Annotated in this window: 21 protein-coding genes; 12 read left to right on the plus strand and 9 right to left on the minus strand. The window is 62.1% G+C overall.

Annotated elements, in window-relative coordinates:
* Window positions 1-157: 157 nt before the first annotated feature.
* From adeC to CQ002_RS27600, 3 genes are read right to left on the minus strand one after another with little or no spacing between them, the layout of a single operon-like run.
* A complete protein-coding gene (gene adeC, locus CQ002_RS27590) occupies window positions 158-1,615 on the minus strand; it encodes an AdeC/AdeK/OprM family multidrug efflux complex outer membrane factor (protein WP_034103996.1) in 1,458 nt (485 codons plus the stop codon).
* Window positions 1,612-4,773, minus strand: coding sequence for an efflux RND transporter permease subunit (locus CQ002_RS27595; RefSeq protein ID WP_034103998.1), 3,162 nt, complete (start codon window positions 4,771-4,773; stop codon window positions 1,612-1,614). The genes adeC and CQ002_RS27595 overlap by 4 nt, the downstream gene beginning before the upstream one ends.
* A 3-nt stretch (window positions 4,774-4,776) precedes the next feature.
* Entirely contained in the window at window positions 4,777-5,925 is a 1,149-nt protein-coding gene (locus tag CQ002_RS27600; RefSeq protein WP_105161774.1) for an efflux RND transporter periplasmic adaptor subunit, read from the minus strand.
* 286 nt (window positions 5,926-6,211) lie between these two features.
* Here CQ002_RS27600 and CQ002_RS27605 point away from each other — a divergent pair, with 286 nt between their 5' ends.
* Complete coding sequence (locus CQ002_RS27605) at window positions 6,212-6,844, plus strand: TetR family transcriptional regulator (RefSeq protein ID WP_034104001.1); 633 nt, start codon at window positions 6,212-6,214, stop codon at window positions 6,842-6,844.
* 301 nt (window positions 6,845-7,145) lie between these two features.
* Here the strand turns inward: CQ002_RS27605 and CQ002_RS27610 are convergent, their stop codons facing one another.
* Genes CQ002_RS27610 through CQ002_RS27620 form a run of 3 tightly spaced genes read right to left on the minus strand, consistent with a single transcriptional unit; the run spans window position 7,146 to window position 9,737 of the window.
* Window positions 7,146-8,201 carry an alkene reductase gene (locus tag CQ002_RS27610; RefSeq protein ID WP_034104003.1) on the minus strand — a complete coding sequence of 352 codons (1,056 nt, stop codon included), beginning with the start codon at window positions 8,199-8,201 and terminating at the stop codon, window positions 7,146-7,148.
* A gap of 29 nt (window positions 8,202-8,230) precedes the next feature.
* Window positions 8,231-9,397 (minus strand): MFS transporter, encoded by a 1,167-nt coding sequence (locus CQ002_RS27615; RefSeq protein WP_034104005.1) that lies wholly within the window; start codon window positions 9,395-9,397, stop codon window positions 8,231-8,233.
* A 13-nt stretch (window positions 9,398-9,410) separates the two neighbouring features.
* A complete protein-coding gene (locus CQ002_RS27620) occupies window positions 9,411-9,737 on the minus strand; it encodes a helix-turn-helix transcriptional regulator (RefSeq protein ID WP_034104007.1) in 327 nt (108 codons plus the stop codon).
* Between the two features lie 154 nt (window positions 9,738-9,891).
* Between CQ002_RS27620 and CQ002_RS27625 the strand changes: the two genes are divergently transcribed.
* Window positions 9,892-10,476: an ACP phosphodiesterase gene (locus CQ002_RS27625; protein WP_034104009.1), complete on the plus strand. Its 585-nt coding sequence runs from the start codon at window positions 9,892-9,894 to the stop codon at window positions 10,474-10,476.
* Between the two features lie 108 nt (window positions 10,477-10,584).
* On the opposite strand, the gene CQ002_RS27630 is transcribed toward CQ002_RS27625, so the two are convergent.
* Together CQ002_RS27630 and olsB are read right to left on the minus strand one after the other, a co-directional pair.
* Window positions 10,585-11,376, minus strand: coding sequence for a 1-acyl-sn-glycerol-3-phosphate acyltransferase (locus tag CQ002_RS27630; protein WP_069022220.1), 792 nt, complete (start codon window positions 11,374-11,376; stop codon window positions 10,585-10,587).
* On the minus strand, window positions 11,376-12,131 hold the full coding sequence (gene olsB / locus CQ002_RS27635; RefSeq protein ID WP_003172415.1) for an L-ornithine N(alpha)-acyltransferase: 756 nt from the start codon (window positions 12,129-12,131) through the stop codon (window positions 11,376-11,378). Before olsB ends, CQ002_RS27630 begins: the two co-directional genes overlap by 1 nt.
* Before the next feature lie 186 nt (window positions 12,132-12,317).
* On the opposite strand from olsB, the gene CQ002_RS27640 reads away from it, so the two are divergent.
* From CQ002_RS27640 to CQ002_RS27675, 8 genes are all read left to right on the plus strand, one after another.
* Complete coding sequence (locus tag CQ002_RS27640) at window positions 12,318-13,391, plus strand: serine hydrolase (RefSeq protein ID WP_034104013.1); 1,074 nt, start codon at window positions 12,318-12,320, stop codon at window positions 13,389-13,391.
* Window positions 13,388-13,702 carry a hypothetical protein gene (locus CQ002_RS27645; protein WP_034104014.1) on the plus strand — a complete coding sequence of 105 codons (315 nt, stop codon included), beginning with the start codon at window positions 13,388-13,390 and terminating at the stop codon, window positions 13,700-13,702. Before CQ002_RS27640 ends, CQ002_RS27645 begins: the two co-directional genes overlap by 4 nt.
* A 108-nt stretch (window positions 13,703-13,810) precedes the next feature.
* Window positions 13,811-14,986, plus strand: coding sequence for a M20 aminoacylase family protein (locus CQ002_RS27650; protein WP_069022222.1), 1,176 nt, complete (start codon window positions 13,811-13,813; stop codon window positions 14,984-14,986).
* Between the two features lie 59 nt (window positions 14,987-15,045).
* Window positions 15,046-16,356: a citrate-proton symporter gene (locus CQ002_RS27655; RefSeq protein ID WP_034104017.1), complete on the plus strand. Its 1,311-nt coding sequence runs from the start codon at window positions 15,046-15,048 to the stop codon at window positions 16,354-16,356.
* Entirely contained in the window at window positions 16,353-17,795 is a 1,443-nt protein-coding gene (locus tag CQ002_RS27660; RefSeq protein ID WP_105161775.1) for an amidase, read from the plus strand. Before CQ002_RS27655 ends, CQ002_RS27660 begins: the two co-directional genes overlap by 4 nt.
* Before the next feature lie 64 nt (window positions 17,796-17,859).
* Window positions 17,860-18,618: an IclR family transcriptional regulator gene (locus CQ002_RS27665; RefSeq protein ID WP_034104021.1), complete on the plus strand. Its 759-nt coding sequence runs from the start codon at window positions 17,860-17,862 to the stop codon at window positions 18,616-18,618.
* A 190-nt stretch (window positions 18,619-18,808) separates the two neighbouring features.
* Window positions 18,809-19,390, plus strand: a complete 582-nt coding sequence (locus CQ002_RS27670) for a YceI family protein (RefSeq protein ID WP_034104023.1) — start codon at window positions 18,809-18,811, stop codon at window positions 19,388-19,390.
* 1 nt (window position 19,391) lies between these two features.
* On the plus strand, window positions 19,392-20,549 hold the full coding sequence (locus tag CQ002_RS27675; protein ID WP_105161776.1) for a phosphatidylserine/phosphatidylglycerophosphate/cardiolipin synthase family protein: 1,158 nt from the start codon (window positions 19,392-19,394) through the stop codon (window positions 20,547-20,549).
* A 71-nt stretch (window positions 20,550-20,620) separates the two neighbouring features.
* Here CQ002_RS27675 and bglX read toward each other — a convergent pair whose 3' ends face one another.
* Window positions 20,621-22,912 carry a beta-glucosidase BglX gene (gene bglX / locus CQ002_RS27680; protein WP_034104027.1) on the minus strand — a complete coding sequence of 764 codons (2,292 nt, stop codon included), beginning with the start codon at window positions 22,910-22,912 and terminating at the stop codon, window positions 20,621-20,623.
* Between the two features lie 242 nt (window positions 22,913-23,154).
* On the opposite strand from bglX, the gene CQ002_RS27685 reads away from it, so the two are divergent.
* Window positions 23,155-23,766 (plus strand): LemA family protein, encoded by a 612-nt coding sequence (locus CQ002_RS27685; protein ID WP_034104029.1) that lies wholly within the window; start codon window positions 23,155-23,157, stop codon window positions 23,764-23,766.
* A gap of 18 nt (window positions 23,767-23,784) precedes the next feature.
* Window positions 23,785-24,429, plus strand: a 645-nt coding sequence (locus tag CQ002_RS27690) for a YgcG family protein (RefSeq protein ID WP_105712394.1), incomplete at its 3' end; no start/stop codon positions are given.

Below are 24,429 nucleotides of genomic sequence, written 5' to 3' on the forward strand. Positions count from 1 at the left end.
GTGGGCGATGATCGAACGTAATCTTGGAGCGCTCAGATTCTGCGTTTCATGCACCACTTGGCCTGGATGATGATGCAGATACCTTCCGGCATTTTTTGGGCTGCGCATAAAAAAACCGCCCCCTGTCAGGGGGCGGTTTTTGTTTACTGTTCCACTATCAGAACAACTTCAGGGCCGGCGCTTCTTCTTTCACCGGCTCGTTCTTCGCGGTCTGCTCGTTCCAGCCACCGCCGAGGGCCTTGTACAGGTTGACCTCGCTGGTCAGCTGCGCCAGGCGGTCGGTGATCAGCGATTGCTGGGCACTGAACAGCTGGCGCTGGGCATCGAGGAACGTCAGGTTGCTATCGACGCCGATGCGGTAGCGACGCTCGGCCAGGCGGTAGTAATCCTGGTTGGCCGCGACGAAGCCACGCTGGGCCTCCAGTTGCTGCTTATAGGTTTCACGCGCGGCGAGGCCGTCGGAGACTTCCTGGAAGCCGGTCTGGATCGCCTTCTCGTAGTTCGCCACGTTGATCTCTTTCTGGATCTTCGAGTAGTCCAGGCTGGCGCGCAGGCTGCCGGCGTTGAAGATCGGGATGTTGATCTGCGGGGCGAACGACCAGGTGCCCGAGCCGCCTTTGAACAGGCCGCCGAGGTCCGGGCTGAGGGTGCCGGCGTTGGCGGTCAAGCTGATGCTCGGGAAGAACGCTGCACGGGCTGCGCCGATATTGGCGTTAGCCGCCTTGAGGTTGTACTCGGCCTGCAAGATGTCGGGGCGACGTTGCAGCAGGTCCGACGGCAACCCGGCTGGCACTTCGCTGAGCAGGTCATCCGACAGCGGCTTGCTGGCGATATTTGCCGGCAGGCCGGTGCCCAGCAGCAGGGTCAGGCTGTTTTCGTCCTGGGCGACCTGGCGTGTATACCGGGCAAGTTGCACACGGGCGTTTTCCACCGAAGTACGTGCCTGGCTCAGGTCGAGGGCCGAGGCCACGCCGACTTCGTTGCTGCGCGAGGTGAGCTTGAAGCTCTGCTCGAACGCGCCCAGGGTGTCCTGGGTCAGCTTGAGCAGTTCCTTGTCGGCTTGCCAGGTCAGGTAGGCATTGGCCACGCTGGCCACCAGGCTGATCTGGGTGCTGCGGCGTGCTTCTTCAGTGGCGAAGTACTGCTGCAACGCTTCTTCGCTCAGGCTGCGCACGCGGCCGAACAGGTCCAGCTCATAGGAACTGATCCCGAGGGTGGCCGAGTACTGGCTGGTGATGTTCGCTTCGCCGGTCTGCGACGCACGGGCCGGCACACGCTGGCGGCTACCGCTGCCATTGGCCGATACGGCCGGGAACAGGTCGGCACGCTGGATACGGTACTGCGCGGCATACGCGTCGATGTTCAGGGCCGCGACGCGCAGGTCACGGTTGTTCACCAGCGCGGTCTGGATCAGCTGTTGCAGGGCAGGGTCATGGAAAAACTGCTTCCAGCCCTGCTCGGCAGCTGCCTGGTTCGGCGCCTGGGCCGACGAATACGCCGGCCCCTGCGGGAACTGTGCGGCCACCGGCGCTTCGGGGCGCTGATAGTCAGGTATCAGCGAGCAGCCACTGAGCACGAAGGCCGTGACGGCTAGGGAAAGTAGCGACTTGCTCATTGGCCAGCCTCTTTAGGAGTTTGCTTGGTTTCTTTCGGTTTACGGTCGCCGATGGCGGACACGGTTGCGAAGAACAACGGTACCCAGAAGATCGCCAACACAGTGGCCGTGATCATACCGCCAATTACGCCGGTACCGATCGCGTGCTGGCTGCCCGAGCCAGCGCCCGAGGAGATGGCCAGCGGCAATACGCCAAGGACGAACGCCATGGAGGTCATGATGATCGGCCGCAGACGCATCCGCGAGGCCTCGATGGCTGCCTCGACGATGCCTTTGCCTTGTTCGTGGAGCTCTTTGGCAAACTCTACGATCAAGATGGCGTTCTTCGCTGCCAGGCCCACCGTCACCAGCAAGCCCACCTGGAAGAACACGTCGTTGGACAACCCGCGCATGCTGGTCGCCATCAACGCACCCACGACCCCGAGAGGGACTACCAGGATGACTGCGATCGGGATCGACCAGCTTTCGTACAGTGCCGCGAGGCACAGGAACACGACCAGCAGCGACAGAGCGTACAGCGCAGGCGCCTGGGAGCCGGACAGGCGTTCTTCATACGACAGGCCGGTCCACGCATAGCCAATACCCGCGGGCAGTTGCTTGGCGATACGCTCGACTTCGGCCATGGCGTCACCGGTACTGTAGCCCGGCGCCGGGGTGCCGAGGATTTCCATCGCCGCTACACCGTTGTAGCGCGAGAGTTTCGGCGAACCGAAGATCCACTTGCCCGAAGCGATGGCAGACAACGGCACCATTTTCCCGGAGTCGCTGCGCACGAACCATTTGTTCAGGTCTTCAGGGGACATGCGGCTCGCGGCGTCACCTTGCACGTACACCTTCTTCACCCGACCGCGGTCGATGAAGTCGTTGACGTAGCTGCCACCCAGGGCAATCGCCAGGGTCTGGTTGATGTTCGACAGGGTGATGCCCTGGGCGCTGGCCTTCTCGTCGTCGACGGTGAGCTCGTACTGCGGCTCATCGTTCACGCCGTTGGGGCGCACACCTGCCAGGATCTTGCTTTGTGCTGCCATGCCGAGGAACTGGTTTCGTGCAGCCATCAATTTTTCATGGCCTACACCGCCCTGGTCTTGCAGGAACACGTCGAAGCCGGTGGCGTTACCCAGTTCCAGTACAGACGGCGGCACGATGGCAAATACCATGGCGTCCTTGAATGTCTGCATGAAGTAGCCCTGGGCGCGCTTGGCGATCTCGAACACCGAGTTGGAGGCGTCACGCTCGTCCCACGGCTTGAGCATCACAAATGCCAGGCCCGAGCTCTGGCCACGACCGGCGAAGTTGAAGCCGTTTACGGTAAACACCGATTTCACGCCTTTGCCTTCGCCAGGCTCGCCTTCCTTGTCGTTGAGCAGGAAGGCGCGCATATCGTCGATGACTTTCTGGGTGCGTTCAGCCGAAGAACCGACCGGTGTCTGCACCTGGGCAAAAATCACACCTTGGTCTTCGTCGGGCAGGAACGCAGCAGGGATGCGCATGAACAGCCAGATCATGCCGGCGAAGATCAGGACGTACACCAGGAACGCCGGGATCTTGTGCTTGATCATGTTGCCCACGCCACGCTCGTAGCTCAGTACGCCACGGTCGAAGGTGCGGTTGAACCAGCCGAAGAAACCGCGCTTGGGTTGGCCGTGTTTTTCCGGATCGATCGGCTTGAGCATGGTGGCGCACAAGGCCGGGGTGAAGATCAGGGCAACCAGTACCGACAGCGCCATGGCCGAAACGATGGTGATGGAGAACTGCTTGTAGATCACGCCGGTGGAGCCGCCGAAGAAGGCCATCGGCAACAGTACGGCCGACAGAACCAGGGCGATACCTACCAGGGCGCCCTGGATCTGGCCCATGGATTTGACCGTCGCCTCTTTCGGCGACAGGTGCTCCTCGGCCATTACCCGCTCGACGTTTTCCACCACGACGATGGCGTCATCCACCAGCAAGCCGATGGCCAGGATCATGCCGAACATGGTCAGGGTGTTGATGGTGAAACCGAACGCGGCCAGGATCCCGAAGGTCCCCAGCAGTACCACCGGTACGGTCATGGTGGTGATGATGGTGGCGCGGAAGTTCTGCAGGAACAGGAACATCACCAGGAACACCAGCACGATCGCTTCGACCAGCGTGTCGACTACACCGGAGATCGATTCAGTCACGACCGGGGTAGTGTCATACGGCACCACCGCCTTCATGCCTGGCGGGAAGAACGGTTCGAGCGAGGCGACGGTGGCACGGATGGCCTTGCCGGTGTCCAGGGCGTTCGCGCCCGAGGCCAGCTTGATCGCCATGCCGGAAGCAGGCTTGCCGTTGAACTGCGCACTGATGCTGTAGTTCTGGCCACCCAGTTCGATGCGAGCGACGTCACGCAGGCGAACCTGGGAGCCGTCGGCGTTGACCTTCATCAGGATGTTGCCGAATTGCTCAGCCGTCTGCAGGCGCGTCTTGCCGATGATAGTTGCGTTCAACTGGTTGCCGGGCAAGGCGGGCAGGCCGCCCAACTGACCAGTGGCCACCTGTACGTTCTGGGCCGAGATGGCGGTGCTGACGTCGACCGGGGTCAACTGGTAGTTATTCAGCTTGGCCGGGTCGAGCCAGATACGCATGGCGTACTGCGAACCGAACACCTGGAAGTCACCGACACCCGCAGTACGCGAGATCGGGTCCTGGATGTTGGACACGATGTAGTTGGACAGGTCGTCCTTGGTCATGCTGCCGTCTTCCGACACCAGACCGATCACCATCAGGAAGTTCTTCACCGACTTGGTCACGCGGATACCCTGCTGCTGCACTTCTTGCGGCAGCAGTGGCGTCGCCAGGTTCAGCTTGTTCTGCACTTGAACCTGGGCGATGTCCGGGTTGGTACCCTGGTTGAACGTCGCGGTGATGGTCATGCTGCCGTCGGAGTTACTGTCCGAGGCGACATAACGCAGGTTGTCGATACCGTTGAGCTGTTGCTCGATGACCTGCACCACGGTGTCCTGCACGGTTTGTGCGGACGCGCCTGGGTAGGTCACCTGGATGTCGATGGCGGTCGGCGCGATGGCCGGGTATTGGTTGATGGGCAACTTCAGGATCGACAGTGCCCCGACCAGCATGATCACCAGGGCAATTACCCAGGCAAAAATGGGACGGTCGATAAAAAATTTCGACATGGGTTACTCCCCCTGGCCAGCAGCGGCAGCAGGAGCTGGAGCAGAACCGGCAGGCTTGGCGTTGTCGGCGTCCTTGACCTTGACTTCGATGCCCGGCTTGACGTACTGCAAGCCTTCTGTGATCACACGATCGCCAGCGTCCAGGCCTTTTTCCACCAGCCAATAGGCGCCGGCGGTGCGGTTGGCAACCAGTACGCGTTGCTCGACCTTGTTGTCCTTATTCACCACCAACGCAGTCGGGATGCCCTTGAGGTCGCGGGTCACGCCTTGTTGTGGTGCCAGGATGGCCTTGCTGTTCACGCCAGCCTGTAGCTGGGCGTGCACGAACATGCCCGGCAGCAGGGTGTGGTCAGGGTTGGGGAACACGGCGCGCAGGGTCACGGAACCGGTGGTCTGGTCAACCGACACTTCGGAGAACTCCAGCGTGCCTTCCTGGCCGTAGTCGCTGCCATCTTCCAGGGTCAGCTTGACCTTGGCGGCATTGGCGCCGGCTTTTTGCAACTGGCCGCTTTCCAGGTCGCGGCGCAGTTTCAGCATTTCAGCCGAGGACTGCGTGACGTCGACGTAGATCGGGTCCAGTTGCTGGATCACGGCCATGGAATCGGCCTGGCCGTTGCTGACCAGCGCGCCTTCGGTCACTGAAGAACGGCCGATACGTCCGGAGATCGGCGCGTACACCTTGGTGTAGCGCACGTTGATCTGGGCGGTTTGAACGTTTGCTTCGGCGGTCATGCGGTTGGCGACCGCGGTGTCGTATTCCTGGCGGCTGACGGCCTGCTCATCGACCAACTGCTTGTAGCGGTCAGAGATGGACTTGGTCTGGGTCAGGCTGGCCTGTGCGCTTTTCAGGGTGGCTTCATACACCGACGGGTCGATCTGGTAGAGCTGTTGCCCTTCCTTCACGTCCGCGCCTTCCTTGAACAGGCGCTTGAGGATGATGCCGTTGACCTGTGGGCGAACTTCCGCGATGCGGTAGGCGGTGGTGCGGCCTGGCAGCTCGGACGTCAGGGTATAGGCTTGCGGTTGAAGGGTGACCACGCCGACCTGAGGGGTTTGAGCGGGCGGAGCCGCTTCTTCCTTTTTACATCCGCTGAGCAGCGATGCCAGGGCGACGGCAGTGACCAGAGCGGTAACAGCTGGCTTAAGTTGCATGAAGATCCTCGGGTCAGGCGCGCAGGGTGCGCACAAGAAGTGTGGAAGGGTAAAAAACAAGCTGTGAGTGGATAAGTAGCTTGCTACGCAATATACTTACGTTCATGGTTGTTTGTAAACTCTTGACAGGCTTCGCGCAATGTTGACAAAGCAACGCCCAAAGCCTCGATTTTAGTACGTTCGGCCCCCATGACGGTGTCGTCCCACAATTATTCAGATGATCGTCAGCAGCTATTAATTCTGCGTTAACGAAAGTCCCCAGTATCCTGATTGAGGTTTTACTGCCATGGTTCGTCGCACCAAAGAGGAAGCTCAGGAAACGCGCAGCCAGATTCTCGAAGCCGCCGAGCAGGCCTTTTATGAGCGCGGCGTTGCGCGGACCACGCTGGCGGATATCGCCGCGCTGGCCGGTGTGACGCGGGGTGCTATCTACTGGCATTTCAGCAATAAGTCCGATCTGCTGCAGGCGCTGCTCGACACCCTGCACGAGCCGCTGGACGAATTGGCCAGGGCCAGTGAAAGCGAGGATGAACTCGACCCGCTGGGCTGCATGCGCAAGCTGTTGATTCATTTGTTCCATCAAGTGGCCCTGGACCCGAAAACCCGACGCATCAACGAGATCTTGTTCCATAAGTGCGAATTCACCGATGAAATGTGCGACATGCGCCGCCAGCGGCAGACCCACAGCCTGGAATGCAACCTTCGCATCAGCCTGACATTGCGTAATGCGGTCCATCGCGGGCAACTTCCGGAAAATCTCGATACTACCCGTGGCGCGGTGTGCATCCACGCCTATATCAACGGTCTGATCGGCCAGTGGCTGCTGGTGCCCGACAGCTTCCAGCTGCATCAGGAGGCTGAGCGTTGGGTGGATGCCGGCCTGGACTTGCTGCGCTGGAGCCCGAGCCTGCGCAATTAAGACAAAATGCGTAATTGCATCAGGTTGTGTCAACAGTAAAGCCCAAGGACCGTCAATCGTCCTTTCGCCTGATTGGTGGGGTGACTTTATATACGGGCTGGCGGGCGGTTGATAGGTAGCCGCCTAAGTATTTTGTACTGAATTTGTTGCAAGGCAGTGAAGGAATGTTTCCGACAGCCACGCACATTCAGCTGGGGGACCCAGCAAGCCCGCTCCCCCGTTGGATCCCTGGTGTATTCCAGCGCGCAGCAAAAAGCCCCGGTTTTTGACAACCGGGGCTTTTTCGTTTCAGCACGTTACATTACAGCGCCAGCGTCGGGTAGTCGATGTAGCCGACCGGGCCTTTGCTGTAGAAGGTGTCCGGGCGCGGTTCGTTCAGCGGCGCATCGGCCTTCAAGCGAGCCGGCAAATCCGGGTTTGCAATGAACGGCACACCCCAGGCCACGGCGTCGGCTTTGCCTTCGGCCAGCCAGGCGTTGGCGCTGTCCTTGGTGAAGCGTTCGTTGGCGATGTACGCGCCGCCGAATGCCTTTTTCAGTTGTGGGCCGAGGCTGTCGGCGCCTTCTTTTTCACGGGAGCAAATGAAGGCGATACCACGTTTGCCCAGTTCGCTGGCGACGTAGGTGAAGGTTTGCGCAAGGTTGTCGTCGCCCATGTCATGGGAGTCGGCGCGTGGCGCCAGGTGCACGCCCACACGGCCGGCGCCCCAGACTTCGATGGCCGCGTCGGTCACTTCCAGCAGCAGGCGCGCACGGTTTTCCAGGGAGCCGCCGTAGTGGTCAGTGCGCTGGTTGGTGCTGCTCTGCAGGAACTGGTCGAGCAGGTAACCGTTGGCACCGTGGATTTCCACGCCGTCGAAACCGGCGGCCTTGGCGTTCTCGGCACCGGTGCGGTAGGCGTCGACGATGTCGGCGATTTCAGCGGTTTCCAGGGCGCGTGGGGTTGGGTAGTCGGCCAGCGGGCGGACCAGGCTGACGTGGCCTTTAGGCTGGATCGCACTCGGTGCCACCGGGGTTTCGCCGTTCAGGTACGACTCGTGGGAGATACGCCCAACGTGCCACAGTTGCAGGAAGATCTTGCCGCCCGCGCCATGCACCGCCTTGGTGACGTTGGCCCAGCCGCGTACCTGGTCGTTGGACCAGATGCCCGGCGTGTCCGGGTAACCCACGCCCAGCGGCGTCACGGAGGTGGCTTCGCTGAGGATCAGCCCGGCGGAAGCGCGTTGCACATAATATTCGGCCATCAGCGCGTTGGGCACGCGACCGGCGTCGGCACGGCAGCGGGTCAGCGGCGCCATGATGATGCGGTTCGACAGTTCCAGGTCGCCCAGTTTGATTGGATCGAAAATAGTCGTCATGGGGAAAGCACCTTTGTCTTTGAAGTGGATCAGTTGGTCGCGGGGGCCAGGTCGGCATCGCCGCTCTGACGGAAAGTAATCAAGGTCACCACCAGCGCGAGGATCGCCAGGGCCGCGGCGGCCAATGGCACGCTGGTCAGGCCGAAACCGTGGGCGATCACGCTGCCGCCGACCCAGGCGCCGAGGGCGTTGCCGATGTTGAAGGCACCGATGTTCAGGGTGGAGACCAGGTTGGGTGCGGCCTTGCCGAAGGTCACCACGTTGATCTGCAACGCCGGGACCGCGGCAAACGAGGCGGTGGCCCACAGGAACAGGGTGATCTCGGTCGGGATCACGGCAATGCTGGTCCAGGTCAGTGCCGTGGAGACCACGGCCATGCTGATGAACACGCCGATCAGCGTGGCTGCCAGACGCTTGTCCGCCAGCTTGCCGCCGATGATGTTGCCAACGGTGAGGCCCAGGCCGATCAACAGCAGGGTCCAGGTCACGCCCTTGGGCGACACGCCGGTGACATCGCCGAGCAGCGGCGCGACGTAGGTGAAGAGGGTGAACATGGACGCGGCAAACAGCGCGGTCATGGTCAGCGACAACCAGATGCCGGCGCCCTTGAGGGCCGCCAGTTCGGCACGCATGTCGAGTTTCTCTTCATCACGCTTGGCGGGTAGGAAACGGATCAGGCCGATCAACGCCACCACGCCAATCACCGTCACCGCCCAGAACGTCGAGCGCCAGCCGGCTTCCTGGCCCAGTGCGGTACCCAGCGGTACGCCGAGCACGTTGGCCAGGGTCAGTCCGGTAAACATCAGGGCCACGGCCGAAGCCCGCTTGTTGGCCGGCACCAGGTTGGCGGCTACCACCGAACCAATCCCAAAGAACGCACCGTGGCACAGCGCGGTGACGACACGGGCAAACATCAGCACGTTGTAGTCACTGGCCAGGGCACAGAGCAGGTTGCCGATAATGAAGATGCCCATCAGCGCTACCAGGGCCGCCTTGCGTGGCAGCTTGGCGGTGGCCAGTGCCATGAAGGGAGCACCGATGGCCACGCCCAGGGCGTAGCCGGTGACCAGCCAGCCGGCGCCGGGAATCGACACGCCCAGGTCCGCCGCCACATCGGGCAGCAAGCCCATGATGACGAACTCGGTGGTGCCGATGGCGAAGGCGCTAAGAGCCAGTATGAGTAGCGAGAGGGGCATTATCGTTTCCTTGTTACCGCGCTGCGTTGTCGTCAGCGCTGAGTTCGGTGATGAGTGCCGCGAGGAAGGCCTGGATGGTCTCCTCGTTGCGCTTGAAAAAGTGCCACTGGCCGGCCTTCTGGCTGCTGATCAACCCCGCCCGTTGCAACGTTGCCAGGTGAGCCGACACCGTCGACTGGGACAAGCCGCAGCGCTGGTCGATCTGCCCGGCACAGATGCCGTATTCGTGGTTGTGCAGTTGCTCGGGGAACTGCACTTTCGGGTCTTTCAGCCAAGTGAGGATGTCTCGTCGTACTGGGTGCGCCAGGGCTTTTATTATTTCGTCGAGGTCGATGGACATGGCAGGTGCTCGGTTGCGTACAGCGTTATATCGCGATGAGGCGAACTTTAAATCGGTCTATCCCGATATACCAATATGATTTTGATCTGAATCTAGGCTCAATCGGTATATCGGGTTATAACGATACGTTGAGCGCAGTGATAGACTGCGCGTCATGAATTATCTCGCACATCTGCACCTGGGCGGCCAACTTCCTGCGCAACTGCTGGGCAGCCTGTATGGCGACTTTGTCAAAGGCCGCCTGCAGGGCCAGTTCAATCCACAAATCGAAGCGGCGATCCAACTGCACCGCGCCATAGACCGCTACACCGACAGTCACCCGTTGGTGGGGGCGGCGTTGTCGCGCTTCAGCCTGACCCGCAGGCGGTATGCCGGTATCGTCCTCGACGTATTTTTCGACCACTGCCTGGCACGGGACTGGCAGCTTTATGCCGATCAGCCGTTGGAGCGCTTTACCTCGCAGGTGTACCAGGTGCTGGCGGCCGAGCCGCAATTGCCAGGGCGACTGGCGCAGATTGCGCCGTATATGGCGGCGGATGACTGGCTGGGGTCGTACCGCGAGTTTGCGGTGATGGAGCAGGTGTTGCGGGGGATTTCGCGGCGGCTGACACGGCCTGAGGAGTTGGGGTTTGCGATGCAGGAGTTGCACGCGCTTTATGAGCCGTTGAGTGACGACTTCCGTGTGTTCTACCCGGAACTGCAAGCCTTCGCCCTAAAACACCTGACCGCTGAGGTCTGAATGGGGGCGCGGGTTTGCTCGCGAAAGCGGTCTGTCTCTGACCAATGTGCTGACTGATCCACCGCATTCGCGACCAAGCCCGCCCCCACCTGTTTAACCGTGCCCGTTTCAGGCGGCAAATGCCGGCCGAGCATCCACTTGCTCAGTCTCCGGCAACGGTCCAAACAACGCCTTTTGCACCGCCTGCTGCGCCTGGAACGCCAGCGCCGCGCGTTCCTGCCCGGCGCAGGCGATCGGCTTGAGCACATGGATTTCCACGTCGCCCTGATCATGGGCGAACAAACGCATCAGGTGCGAGAGCAAATCATCATCGCCAATGAACGGCGCCAGCGGGTCCACCTGCCCATCGCGCAGGTAACGGATCGCCACCGGTTGCAGCGACACATCCGCATCGATCGCACTGGCCAGCAAGCGCCCGTGGAACGTGCGCAGGCTGCGCCCGTCGGTGGTGGTGCCTTCGGGGAACATCAGCAGCGGGTGTTGCTGTTCCAAGTGGCGAGTCATTTGCTTGCGGATCAATTGGCTGTCGCCCGATCCCCGGCGAATAAACAAGCTGCCTGCCTTGGCCGCCAACCAGCCCGCCACCGGCCAGGTGCGCACCTCGGCCTTGGACAGGAACGACAGCGGCGTGACCATGCCCAACAAGGGGATGTCGGTCCACGACACGTGGTTGCTCACCCACAGCATCGGGGTTTGCGGCAACTCACCGTGCACGGTCACGCGAAAGGGCAAGGCGTTGGTCAGCCGCGCCATAAAGAACCGCGACCAACGCTGGCGCCGCACCATCGAGTTGGCGATGCCCAAGCGTTCGAACACACCAAACACACTGGCCATGCTCAAGCCCAGCGCCACCACCAGCAGTACCCGGGCAATGCGCCCGTACACGCGCAGGCGGCTCATCACATGGCCGCCTTGAAGTGGCGGGCGTAACGCGGGCACAGCTCATCGCGCTTGAGCAGGATGAATACGTCGGCCACCTGGAAATCTTCATCCCAGCACGGCTCGCCGCAGATCTTCGCACCCAGGCGCATGTAGGCCTTGAGCAGCGGCGGCATTTCGGCAATCACGTTGGACGGCAGGTCCAGCGCCGGCAGTGGTTTTTTCGGTTCGGCACGCAGGTGTTCGTTGCACAGGTAGCGTTCGCGCAGGCGCTGCATGATCGCGTGAGCCTGGATGCCGCCGTCGTGCATCGGAATGCTCGCGCAGCCCATCAGGTAGCTGTAGCCGCCCTGGTTGAGCACTTCAGCCAACTCGCCCCACAACACGGCGATGGTGCCGCCGTTGCGATAGGCCGGGTCGACGCACGTACGGCCGATCTCCAGGATCGGGCCCTGCAAATGCAGCAAGCCATGCAGGCTGAATTCTTCTTCGCTGTAGAACCGGCCCAGGGTGCTGGCAGCCTGGTGGTCGAGCAGGCGGGTGGTGGCGACGAGTCGACCGCTGTTCAAGTCCCGCACGCCGATGTGGCTGCAGTGAACATCATAGTCATCCATGTCCAGGCCCAGCTCAGCGCCTTTCAGCTTGGCGTTGAACTCGCCGCTGAACACGTTGAACCGCAGGGCCTGGGCTTCCTGCAACGCCTGCGCGCCAACCAGGCGTTCGGCTTGCAGACGGCGTTCATTGCCGGTGTCGCTGATGCGGGCGATCTGAGTCATGGCGAGTCTCCGAGTGCCGGCCACGATTTCGGCCGGTCGACTTTGTTGTCCAAAGTCAGGCTATGTAGGCTCGGTGTCATCTCCATGAAGTTATGGTGACGCTTGGATGACAGCCCCCTGTGTCGCAAATCTGTCATCACCCTCGGCTAGGCTCGCGGGCTTGAATGCCCCCTCGAGTTTGCGTCCATGGTCAGAGGCCTGTTGTGTGTTGCCCTGTTGTTCATCACCGTTGCCGCCCACGCGCAAACCTGGCCGGATAAAGACTGGGCCAAGGGCACACCGCTCAGTGGTCCTGCTGTCGATGCCCTGGAGGCCTACGCTTTTCCGCCGCGCGACGACGCCACCCGCCAAGGCATTCGCACCGATGCATTGCTGGTGGTCCGTGACGGCGAGGTCATCTATGAACGTTACGCGGCGCCCACCACGGCCAGCACGCCGCACCTCACGTGGTCGGTCAGTAAAAGCCTGATGGCCACGGTCCTGGGCGTGGCCTACGGCGATAACCGTTTCAAACTGACCGACCCGGTGGCGCGTTTCTACCCGCCGATGAAACAGCACCCGAACGTGACCATGGCCGACCTGCTGCACTGGGCCTCGGGCCTGGACTGGCAGGAAGACTACGAATACGCGCCGTTGAAATCCTCGGTCGTGGCGATGCTCTACACCCGTGGTCGCGCCGACATGGCCGACTTTGCCGCAGACACCGCAGCGGCCATTGCCCCGGGCCAAGCCTTTCGTTATTCCAGCGGCGACACCAATTTGTTGTCCGCCGCGCTCAAGGGCATGCTTGGCCACAAGGCCTATATGAGCTACCCGTGGGATGCGCTGTTCAAGCCCCTGGGCATTCGCAGCGCCACCTGGGAAACCGACGCCGACGAAACCTTCGTCGCCTCGTCCTACGCCTACCTCACCGCTCGCGATCTGGCGCGTGTTGGCCTGCTGATGGCACGCAATGGTCGCTGGGGTGATCAGCAATTGCTGCCCAGCGACTGGGTCGCCTTCAACCGCCAGCCGTTCGATAAATACAAGGCCGGGCAGGACGAAGCCGTCCCCGGCGGTCACTGGTGGCTCAACCAGGGCACGCCTCGGCCCTGGCCCGATGCGCCCGCCGGCACCTTCGCCGCCCTTGGCCATTGGGGCCAGGCGCTGTACGTGATGCCCGACGAACACCTGGTGATCGTGCGCTACGGCGATGACCGCGACGGCAGCTATCGCCATAACGAACTGCTTAAACGCGTGCTTGCGGCGGTGCAACCATGATCCGGCGTCGTCCGTTTGCCAGCCTGTTTGTGCTGCTGTTACTCGCGTTGCTGGGCTGGGTCTGGCACGAGCGCGTCAACCTGCAAGCCTTCCCCGACATCATCTCGGCCTACACCGCCAAGGAGTATTGCTCGTGCCGGTACGTGGCGAACAACCCGGCCGAGTATTGCCGGGGCTATGTGAAGCAGTACGTGCCCACCCATGCCTTCAGCGACAACCCGGAGCGCAGTGAAGTGACGGCGAGTGGGTTGGGGCGTACGCACAGTGCACGGTGGTTGGGGGATCGCCAAGGCTGTCGCCTGTTGCCCTGAGGTTCCACAGGGTGGAACCACCTTTGATTGTCCTCGCGCGCACATCGCGGTTAGCTGGCGGTGTGTTGCAAACAAGAACGGGAACACCCGCCTGTGAGGAGAATCACCATGCGCCCACACCAGCACATCCTGGATTGGCTCAGCGACGTTGCCGGCGATTTGCACGCCGTGCGGCAGGACATCCATGCCCACCCTGAACTGGGCTTCGAAGAAAACCGCACGTCAGCGCTGGTCGCCCAATCCCTGGCGGGTTGGGGTTACGAAGTGCATACCGGTATTGGCAAAACCGGTGTCGTGGGTGTGCTGCGCAATGGCAGCAGCTCGCGCACTCTCGGCATCCGCGCCGACATGGACGCCTTGCCCATCATCGAAAACACCGGCGCGGCCTATACCAGCCAGCACGCCGGTTGCATGCACGCCTGCGGACATGACGGCCATACCACCATGTTGCTCGGCGCCGCGCGCTACCTGGCAGCGACCCGGCAATTCGACGGCACCTTGAACCTGATTTTCCAACCCGCCGAAGAAGGCCAGGGTGGCGCCGAAGCGATGCTCGCCGACGGTTTGCTGGAGCGTTTCCCCTGTGACGGTCTGTTCGGCATGCACAATATGCCGGGCTTGCCGGCGGGGCATCTGGGCCTGCGGGTGGGGCCGATGATGGCGTCCCAGGACTTGCTCACGGTGACCTTGGAAGGCGTCGGCGGTCATGGTTCCATGCCGCACCTGACCGTCGATCCGCTGGTGGCCGCAGCCAGTATGGTCATGGCCTTGCAGACGGTGGTGGCACGCAATATCGACACCCAGGAAGCCGCCGTGGTCACGGTCGGCGCCCTGCAGGCCGGCCAGGCCGCCAATGTGATTCCCCAGGAGGCGTTATTGCGCCTGAGCCTGCGCGCGCTCAACCCCCAGGTGCGCGAGCAGATGCTGGAAAGGGTCATGGCAATCATCAAGACCCAGGCCGACAGCTTCGGTTGCACGGTGCACATCGAACACCGCCCGGCCTACCCGGTGCTGGTCAACCACCCCGAAGAAACCGAGTTCGCCCGCCAGGTCGGCGTGGCCTTGCTCGGTGCCGATGCGGTGGACGCCAACACCCGCACGCTGATGGGCAGCGAAGACTTTGCCTGGATGCTGCAGCGCTGTCCGGGCAGTTACCTGTTTATCGGCAACGGCGTGTCGCGGCCGATGGTGCACAACCCCGCCTATGACTTCAACGACGACATCCTGCTGACCGGCGCCGCCTATTGGGGGGCACTGGCCGAGAGCTGGCTCAAGCCTGCCTGACGACCTCTTTTTTTCTGCCGCTGGACCCTTTCCCTTATCGGTTGAATGGAGTGTTCCTCATGCAGACTGTACAACAGGGCGTATCCCGCACCCGCCAAGTCGTGGCGGCCGTGATCGGCAATGCGCTGGAATGGTATGACTTCATCGTTTATGGCTTTCTGGCCAGCATCATCGCCCGGCAGTTTTTCCCGTCGGAGGATGAGTACGCCTCGCTGTTGATGGCCTTGGCGACCTTCGGTGTCGGCTTTTTCATGCGGCCGGTGGGCGGCATCCTGTTGGGGATGTATTCCGACCGCAAAGGCCGCAAGGCGGCGATGCAGCTGATTATCCGGCTGATGACCGTGTCCATCGCGTTGATCGCCTTTGCTCCCAACTATGCCGCCATCGGTATGGGCGCACCGTTGTTGATCGTGGTGGCGCGCATGCTTCAGGGGTTCGCCACGGGCGGTGAGTACGCGAGTGCCACGGCGTTCCTGGTAGAAAGCGCACCGGCCCATCGCAAAGGCTTGTATGGCTCCTGGCAGTTAGTGGGGCAGTGCCTGGCAGTGTTTGGCGGGGCGGCGATGGTGGCGACGGTTACCCACTTCTTTTCCGCACAAACCCTCGACCTCTGGGGCTGGCGCCTGCCGTTTGTGTTTGGCTTGCTGATCGGTCCGGTGGGGCTGTGGATTCGCCGGCACATGGAGGACCCTGAAGAGTTCGTCGAGGCACGCAAACAGGCGACCGGGCCGGCGCCGAGCCTGATGCAGGTGGTCCGGGAGCATCGGCGCAGCATCCTGGTCTCCATGGGGTTGGCCTGCGGCGCGACCGTGTCGTTCTACGTGGTGCTGGTGAACATGCCGACCTTCGCCCACAAGAATCTGGGCCTGCCGCTCGACCAGGTGCTGATGGTGCAGATGTTCGCCGTGGCGCTGATGACCGTGGTGATCCCGCTGTCCGGGTTGTTGTCGGATCGCCTGGGACGGCGGCCCGTGTTGATGGCGTTCACCCTGGCGTTCTTCGTGATGGTCTACCCGCTGTATGTGTGGGTCGCGGCCGCGCCGTCCATCGAGCGACTGCTGGTGATGCAGGTGATGTTGTGTACGGCCATCGGCGGCTTCTTCGGCCCGGCGCCGACGGCGCTGGCCGAACAGTTTCCCATCGAGGTGCGCTCGACCGGCGTGTCCGTGGCCTATAACGTGGCCGTCATGGTATTCGGCGGTTTTGCCCCCTTGATCGTCACCTGGCTGAGCAAGGTGCTGGGCACGCCGGTAGCGCCATCGTTCTATGTGTTGTTCGCTTGCGTGCTGACGCTGATGGGCACTTACTGCATGCAGGAGGCACCGCGGGCCAAGAAACCGCTGCCGTTTTCCAAAGAGGTGAAGCCTTGAGTATTGTCGATTGGGATGCCACCGAGCTGTCGCGTGCGATCCATGCACGGCAGGTGTCGTGCGAAGAAGTGATGCAGGCGTACCTGGCGCAGATCCAGCGCTTGAACCCGGGCGTGAATGCGCTGGTGTCGCTGCGTGATGCCGACGACGTCATGGCTGAGGCTCGTGCGCGTGACCATGAGTTGGACCAGGGCCGCTCACGTGGTTGGATGCATGGCATGCCCCAGGCGATCAAAGACCTGGCGGCCACCCAAGGTTTGCGCACCACCTTGGGTTCGCCGCTGTTCGCCGAGCATGTGCCGAGTGAAGACGCCATCAGCGTGGCGCGGGTGCGGGCCAGCGGTGCGATCATTATCGGTAAGAGCAACGTGCCCGAATTCGGCCTGGGCTCGCAGACCTACAACACCCTGTTCGGTACCACCGGCAACGCCTACGACGCAAGCCTGGTGGCCGGCGGCAGCAGCGGCGGGGCGGCGGTGGCCTTGGCCCTGCGTATGCTGCCGGTGGCCGATGGCAGCGACATGATGGGGTCGTTGCGCAACCCGGCGGCGTTCAACAACGTGTTCGGCTTGCGCCCCTCCCAAGGCCGCGTGCCTCACGGGCCCATGCCCGAGCTGTTCGTGCAGCAACTGGGCACCGAAGGGCCGATGGGCCGCAGCGTGACTGACGTGGCGCGGTTGCTGAGCATCCAGGCGGGTTACGACCCGCGGGCGCCATTATCGTCCAGGGACGATCCCGCGATTTTCGGCCAGCCGTTGCAGCGCGATTTCAAGGGCGTGCGCGTGGGCTGGCTGGGGGATTACAACGGCTACCTGCCGATGGACGACGGTGTGCTGAGCCTGTGCGAATCGTCCCTCGGCGATTTCGCTGCGCTGGGCTGCGCCGTGGAAAGCTGCCAGCCAGACTTCTCCATGGCGCGGCTGTGGCGCAGTTGGTTGGTGCATCGTCACTGGCTGGTGCACGGCAATCTCGGCGCGGCCTACGCCAACCCGAAGAAACGCGCGCTGCTCAAGCCCGAAGCACAATGGGAAGTGGAGGGTGGCCTGGGCTTGAGTGCCCAGCAGGTGTACCAGGCGTCAGTGGATCGCAGCGAGTGGTACCGCGCGTTGGCCAAGCTGTTCGAGCGTTACGATTTCCTGTTGTTGCCCACCGCCCAAGTGTTCCCTTTCGATGCACGACATGCGTGGCCGCGCCTCGTTGGCGGGCGCGAAATGGACACCTATCACCGTTGGATGGAGGTGGTGATCGGCCCGACCCTGGCGGGGCTGCCGAGCATGAGCGTGCCCGTGGGCTTCAACCCCCAGGGCCTGCCCATGGGCATGCAAATCATCGGCCCGGCCCAGGCGGACCGGGCGGTGCTGCAATTGGCCTACGCCCATGAACAGCTGACGCAATGGGTTCAGCGTCGGCCGCCGGCGTGCCTTGAATCGACGGGTTGATGCGCGACCAGGCCTGTATCTTGCTGTGAAAAATGATCATCCATCGGCAACAGGGAGATCGAACATGGAGACAGGCACCGTACGCTCGGTTGAGCGCGCACTGGCAATTGTCGAGTTGCTGGGCGAGCACCAGGCCTTGGGGCTGGAGGAGTTGCACTATCTCACACGGCTGCCCAAGGCCACCGTGTCGCGTATGTTGCTGACCTTGCAGGAGCAGGGCTGGGTCTATCGCGGCCTGAGTGATCGTCGTTACCGCCTGCGTGCCCAACGGTTGTTCGGCGACACGCAGCAACGCTTCAAGCGCCAGGTCGTCGAAAGCGCGGCGCCGTGGTTGCTGGCGCTCAGCGAGCGCACCGGGCTGGTGGTGGATTTGTCCTGCTTTGACGGCGAGCGCCTGGAGGTCATGGAAAGCGCGATCCCGCGTGTGTTGCGCAAGCTGTATCCCAACAATTGCCAGATCGTCGGCCAGCACGCCAGCCTGTTTCATTCGGCGATGGGCAAGGCGTGCCTCACGCAGTTATCGGCCGAAGAGGTGCAGCGCCTGGCCGGCCGCGATCAGGTGGCGGCGGATGAGCAATACCAGGTCTGCGAGCAAACCCAGCATCAAGGCTTCGGCCAGCGAACCGAGGGTTACTGGGAGTATCCGGTGCGCCTGCCGTTCCTGATTCGCGCAGTGGCCTTGCCGGTACAGGCCAATGGCCGTTTGGTGGGAAGCATGGCGTTGCACTGGCCGATGCATCAGGCGCCGGTGGAGCGCGTACTGAACTTGCACATGGCCAGCTTGGAGGAGACGGTGCGCGACGTGCAGCGGGCGTTGGCCTGACATACCGAGCCCTGGCAAACAGCACAAAACAACAGTGGGAGCGGGCATGCCCGCGAATACGGGGTGTCAGCTGCTGCATCCTGTCACTTGACCCACCGCCTTCGCAGGCAAGCCCGCTCCCACATTGGATTTGCGCCTCTTGTGAGATTGCGCTTAAGGTTCGCCCAGGTTTCTTGCCTCATGAGTCTTTATGTTCAACGTCAAATCACTGGCCTTCACGCTGCTGACCTGTGCCGCTCTGCCTGCCCACGCCGACTGGTACCTGGATAACGAGTCCTCGCGCCTTTCTTTCGTTACCACCAAAAACACCGAAATCGCCGAGGTCCATCGCTTCCTCGTGCTGCACGGCAAGGTCGACAGCAAGGGCGCGGCGCAAGTGGAGGTGGAGTTGGAGTCGGTCAACAGTGGCATTCCGTTGCGTGATGAGCGCATGCGTAATCAGCTGTTCGAGATCAAGACGTTCCCCGATGCGCTGATCAACGCGCAGATCAACCTGCAACCCATCAACGACCTGGCGCCTGGCGCGCAGTTGGAGTTGCGCCTGCCGTTATCCGTGACACTGCACGGCAAGACCCAGACCTACAGCGCCGAGCTGCTGGCTACGCGTTTGGACGACCGGCGTTTTCAGGTGGTGACCCTGGAGCCCCTGGTCGTGCATGCCGAAGACTTCGACCTCGCGCCGGGTGTGGCCGCGTTGCGCAAGGCGGCGGGGCTCAAGTCGATCAGTCTGTCGGTGCCGGTGGGTGCGGTGCTGATCTTTACGGCGCGCTGACGTGAGCGGCGCGGTGTTCCCGTGGCGCAGCGCCAACCGTTTCGAACTGTTGATCGACGGGCCGAATTTTTTCCCCCAGATGCTGGTGGGCATTGCGCGGGCGGAGCACCAGGTTGATCTGGAGTTGTACCTGGTCGAAGCCGGAGTCTGCGCCGAAGAAATGGTGAAAGCCTTGGTGCAGGCCGCCGAGCGCGGTGTACGGGTGCGTTGCCTGTTTGATGACTACGGCAGCCTGGCGTTTACCCTCGGGCTGCGCAAACGCCTGACTAACGCCGGGGTGCAATTGCGGTTCTACAACCCGCTGAGCTGGCGTCGCTGGATGCGCAACCTCTACCGCGACCATCGCAAGCTGTTGCTGATCGACCAGTGCATTGCCGTGGTCGGTGGCACCGGTGTGACGGATGAATTCTGGACGCCAGGGCAAGACACCGCCGACTGGCATGAGGTGATGGTGCAGATCAGCGGGCCGCTGGTATTGGATTGGCAGGCGCTATTCGACCGGCAATGGCATGCCAATGCCGCCCGACGGGAGTGGAAGCCCGCGACCCATTTCGGGTTGCCACGTTTGCCCAAGGTGCCGGCGACGGGCCCGGGCCTGGGGCGCGTGGCCTATGCCGATGCCCGTCAGCACCGGGATATCCTGCAATCGCTGATCCGCGCCTTGAACAGCAGCCAACAGCGTATCTGGCTGGCCACTCCGTATTTCCTGCCGACCTGGAGCGTGCGCCGAGCCTTGCGCCGTGCCGCGGGGCGCGGCGTCGATGTGCGTTTGCTGCTGACCGGCCCGCGCACCGATCACCCGTCGGTGCGATACGCCGGCCACCGTTATTACCCGCGCTTGCTGCGTTCGGGCGTACAGATCTTTGAATACCAGCCGTGTTTCCTGCACTTGAAGATGGTGCTGGTGGACGATTGGGTCAGCATCGGCTCGTGCAACTTCGACCACTGGAATTTACGCTTCAACCTCGAAGCCAATCTGGAGGCGTTGGACCCTGAACTGACGCGGGCGGTGGAGGGCAGTTTCGAGCGGGATTTTGCACAGAGCCAGGCCGTGAGCCTGGAGGCGTGGAAGTCGCGGCCATTGTGGCGGCGGGTGAAGCAGCGGGTGTGGGGGTGGATTGATCGGTTGGTGGTCAACGTGCTCGACCGACGCGGCTAGTAAGAGCACCGCTAATCAAATGTGGGAGCAGGCAAGCCAGCTCCCACATCGACTGTGTTTACAGCTTTAGATCAGAGCAATTCGAAGGTTTGTTGCTGCACATCCTGGGAATCCAGGCCGATCTGCACATTGAACTCGCCCGGTTCCGCGGCGAACTTCAGCTGGGTGTTGTAGAACTTCAAGTCTTCCTCGGTGATGGTGAAGTGCAGGGTGCGCTCCTCCCCAGCCTTGAGCATGATCTTCTGGAAGTTCTTCAGTTCTTTGATCGGTCGGATCATCGAACCGGCCACGTCCTGGATATACATCTGCACCACGGTTTCGCCGTCCACCTTGCCGGTGTTGGTCACGGTGACACTGGCGTCGAGCTTGCCGGTCTTGTTCAGGGTGGTAGACGACAGCGCCATGTCCGACAGGCCGAACGTGGTGTAGCTCAGGCCATACCCGAACGGGAACAGCGGCCCAGTGGTGTCATCGAAGTACTGCGAGGTGTAGTTGCCCGGCTTGCCTGGCGTGAACGGCCGGCCGATGGTCAGGTGGTTGTAGTAGGTCGGAATCTGCCCCACCGAGCGTGGGAAAGTGATCGGCAGCTTGCCCGACGGGTTGTAGTCACCAAACAGCACGTCGGCGATGGCGTTGCCGCCTTCGGTACCGGCGAACCAGGTTTCCAGGATCGCGTCGGCCTGCTGGGTCTCTTCGAGGATCGACAGTGGTCGACCGTTCATCAATACCAGCACCAGCGGCTTGCCGGTGGCTTTCAGGGCCTTGATCAGGTCGCGCTGGCTTTGCGGAATGTTCAGGTCGGTGCGGCTCGATGATTCGTGGGACATGCCTCGGGATTCACCCACGGCGGCAACCACAACATCAGCGTCTTTCGCGGCTTTGACCGCTTCATCGATCATCACCTGGGCAGGGCGGGTGTCATCCACCACTTCCGGTGCATCGAAGTTGAGGAAGTTCAGGTAGTCGACCACGGCCTTGTCGTTGGTGATGTTGGCGCCACGGGCATAGATGATCTTGCCCTTCTCGCCGATCACTGCGTTCAAGCCGTCGAGCAGGGTGACCGATTGTTCCGGCTTACCGGCGGCGGCCCAACTGCCCATCATGTCGATAGGGGCCTTGGCCAACGGACCGACCAGGGCAATGGTGGCGGACTTTTTCAGCGGCAGCGTTTCATTCTGGTTTTTCAGCAATACCAGGCTGCGGCGCGCGATGTCGCGTGCGTCGGCACGGTGCAGGCGGCTTTCGGCGTAGGTGTCCGCCGGGTCATCCTCGGCCTTGCCGATACGCAGGTACGGGTCCTTGAACAGGCCCATGTCGTACTTGGCGCCGAGCACTTCGCGCACGGCGTTGTCGATGTCGCTCTGCTCGATCTCACCGGACTTGAGCAGCCCCGGCAGTTCCTTGCCGTACAGCGAGTCGTTCATGCTCATGTCGATGCCGGCCTTGATCGCCAGCTTGGCGGCTTCACGCCCGTCCTTGGCCACCCCATGCTTGATCAGTTCGAAGATCGCGCCATGGTCGCTCACAGCCAGGCCCTTGAAGCCCCAGTCCTTGCGCAGCAGGTCGTTCATCAGCCAGGTATTGGCGGTGGCGGGTACGCCGTTGATCGAGTTAAGCGCCACCATCACACCGCCGGAGCCGGCCTTGATCGCCGCGTGGTAAGGCGGCAGGTAGTCCTGGTACATCTTGACCGGGCTCATGTCGACCACGTTGTAGTCGCGACCGCCCTCCACCGCGCCATACAGGGCGAAGTGCTTGACGCTGGCCATGATGCTGTCGGCATTCGCGGGGCTCACGCCCTGGAAGGCCTTGACCATCACTTCGGCGATGCGCGACACCAGGTAGGTGTCTTCACCGAAACCTTCGGACGTACGGCCCCAACGCGGGTCGCGGGAGATGTCGACCATCGGTGCAAAGGTGATGTCGAGGCTGTCGGCGGCAGCTTCCTGGGCGGCGATGCGCCCGGAGCGGCCAATGGCCTCCATGTCCCAGCTGGACGCCAGGGCCAGGCTGATCGGGAAAATCGTGCGGTGGCCGTGGATCACGTCGTAGGCGAAGAACATCGGGATCTTCAAGCGGCTGCGCATGGCCGCATCCTGCATCGGACGGTTTTCGGGGCGGGTGATGGAGTTGAACGTGCCACCGATGCGGCCGGCGGCGATTTCCTTGCGGATCAGCTCGCGGGGCATCTCGGGGCCGATGCTGATCAGGCGCAATTGGCCGATCTTTTCATCCAGGGTCATCTGCTTGAGCAGGTCGCTGACGAAGGCGTCCTTGTCTTTAAGCGCAGCAGGCTTTGTTTCTGCCCATACGGGGTGACTGGCCAGAGTGGCAACAAGGCCGAGCAAACACAGCTTTTTCATGAATATCCTTTTTCGGCTCACTGCACAGCATCCAGGGAACGCTGGCGGCCAAAATGTGGGGAGCGTCTATTGTTGTTCGGGTGTTGTTCAGATAAATGCAGCACACTCTGAACTCTTTTTCGCGCTGGGCATCTTTGTAGCTGATTGGCTCAATGCATTCCAGTGGTGGCGGATTATGCCCCAAGCGCGTGGTGTATAGGGTGAGTCGTAACATTCCATCAAGATTGGGCAGGAGAAACACCATGCAAGCAGCACAAGGTTACCGTTGGGGCTTGAAAGCCGCGGTTTTGCTACTGATCGGCACGGTGCTGAGCGGTTGTGGCATCAACACTATCCCGACCCTGGACGAACAGGCCAAGGCGGCCTGGGGCCAGGTGCAGAACCAGTACCAGCGTCGCGCCGACCTGATCCCCAACCTGGTGGAAGTGGTGAAGGGCTACGCCGCCCATGAACAGGACACCCTCACTGCCGTGATTGAAGCGCGGGCCAAGGCCACCTCGATCCAAGTGGACGCCAGCACCCTCGACAACCCGGAAAAACTCAAGCAGTTCCAGCAAGCCCAGGACGGTTTGAGCGGCGCACTCAGCCGTTTGATGGTGGTGTCCGAGCGTTACCCGGACCTGAAGGCCAACCAGAACTTCCTGGCCCTGCAATCCCAGCTTGAAGGCACCGAAAACCGTATCGCCGTGGCCCGCCGCGACTTTATCCAGGCGGTGCAGGCTTACAACACCGAGATCCGTACCTTCCCGGGCCGCCTGTGGCACAGCGTGATGTACAGCGACTTGCCGATCCGCGCTACGTTTGAAGCCACCAGTGCCGATGCCGATAAAGCGCCGCAAGTGAAGTTCAAGTAAAGCCGCACTGAGGTGTCGATGCGTTTATTACGGATAGGCCTGGCGCTGTGGCTGTTAGCCTGCGTCGGCGTGGCCCAGGCGGCGCTGACCTTCCCGGCGCTGACCGGGCGGGTGGTGGACAGCGCCGAGATGATCGACCCCGCCACGCGTGCCCAACTGACACAGCAGTTGCAGGCGCTGGAGCAGACCTCCGGTGACCAGATCGTGGTGGTCACCGTGCCCGACCTGCAGGGCGTGCCCATCGAGGACTTCGGTTATCAATTGGGCCGCCAGTGGGGCATTGGCCAGAAGGGCAAGGACAACGGCGCACTGTTGATCGTTGCGCGCGATGAGCGCAAATTGCGCATCGAAGTCGGCTATGGCCTTGAAGGTGTGCTCACTGATGCGCAGTCGTGGGTGATCATCAACCAGGTGATTGCGCCCAAGTTCAAGGCCGGCAATTTCAGCCAGGGCATCAGCGACGGTGTGGCCGCGATGGTGCAGGTGGTGGGCGGCGAACCGCTGGCCGTACCGGCCCATGTGGCGGACGCCAACTTTGCCAAGGATAATCCCGGGTTTTCCATCGGCTTGTTTATCTTGCTGATCGGCGTCTTGTGGCTGTGCAATCGCATGGGGCTGCCGGTGGGCGCGATCCTGCTGGCGATTCTCAGCAGCAGCGGGCGT

The organism is Pseudomonas sp. MYb13, assembly GCF_002980075.1.
In the GTDB taxonomy this organism is placed as follows: domain Bacteria; phylum Pseudomonadota; class Gammaproteobacteria; order Pseudomonadales; family Pseudomonadaceae; genus Aquipseudomonas; species Aquipseudomonas lurida.

Bases quoted from the DNA above. Each gene is read 5' to 3' on its own strand.
- CQ002_RS27640 (WP_034104013.1), top strand. From the start codon at position 12,318: ATGGTCAGAGGCCTGTTGTGTGTTGCCCTGTTGTTCATCACCGTTGCC.
- adeC (WP_034103996.1), bottom strand. From the start codon at position 1,615: ATGAGCAAGTCGCTACTTTCCCTAGCCGTCACGGCCTTCGTGCTCAGT.
- CQ002_RS27655 (WP_034104017.1), top strand. From the start codon at position 15,046: ATGCAGACTGTACAACAGGGCGTATCCCGCACCCGCCAAGTCGTGGCG.
- CQ002_RS27605 (WP_034104001.1), top strand. From the start codon at position 6,212: ATGGTTCGTCGCACCAAAGAGGAAGCTCAGGAAACGCGCAGCCAGATT.
- CQ002_RS27685 (WP_034104029.1), top strand. From the start codon at position 23,155: ATGCAAGCAGCACAAGGTTACCGTTGGGGCTTGAAAGCCGCGGTTTTG.
- CQ002_RS27615 (WP_034104005.1), bottom strand. From the start codon at position 9,397: ATGCCCCTCTCGCTACTCATACTGGCTCTTAGCGCCTTCGCCATCGGC.
- bglX (WP_034104027.1), bottom strand. From the start codon at position 22,912: ATGAAAAAGCTGTGTTTGCTCGGCCTTGTTGCCACTCTGGCCAGTCAC.
- CQ002_RS27610 (WP_034104003.1), bottom strand. From the start codon at position 8,201: ATGACGACTATTTTCGATCCAATCAAACTGGGCGACCTGGAACTGTCG.
- CQ002_RS27670 (WP_034104023.1), top strand. From the start codon at position 18,809: ATGTTCAACGTCAAATCACTGGCCTTCACGCTGCTGACCTGTGCCGCT.
- CQ002_RS27645 (WP_034104014.1), top strand. From the start codon at position 13,388: ATGATCCGGCGTCGTCCGTTTGCCAGCCTGTTTGTGCTGCTGTTACTC.
- CQ002_RS27625 (WP_034104009.1), top strand. From the start codon at position 9,892: ATGAATTATCTCGCACATCTGCACCTGGGCGGCCAACTTCCTGCGCAA.
- olsB (WP_003172415.1), bottom strand. From the start codon at position 12,131: ATGACTCAGATCGCCCGCATCAGCGACACCGGCAATGAACGCCGTCTG.
- CQ002_RS27600 (WP_105161774.1), bottom strand. From the start codon at position 5,925: ATGCAACTTAAGCCAGCTGTTACCGCTCTGGTCACTGCCGTCGCCCTG.
- CQ002_RS27620 (WP_034104007.1), bottom strand. From the start codon at position 9,737: ATGTCCATCGACCTCGACGAAATAATAAAAGCCCTGGCGCACCCAGTA.
- CQ002_RS27630 (WP_069022220.1), bottom strand. From the start codon at position 11,376: ATGAGCCGCCTGCGCGTGTACGGGCGCATTGCCCGGGTACTGCTGGTG.
- CQ002_RS27665 (WP_034104021.1), top strand. From the start codon at position 17,860: ATGGAGACAGGCACCGTACGCTCGGTTGAGCGCGCACTGGCAATTGTC.
- CQ002_RS27595 (WP_034103998.1), bottom strand. From the start codon at position 4,773: ATGTCGAAATTTTTTATCGACCGTCCCATTTTTGCCTGGGTAATTGCC.
- CQ002_RS27650 (WP_069022222.1), top strand. From the start codon at position 13,811: ATGCGCCCACACCAGCACATCCTGGATTGGCTCAGCGACGTTGCCGGC.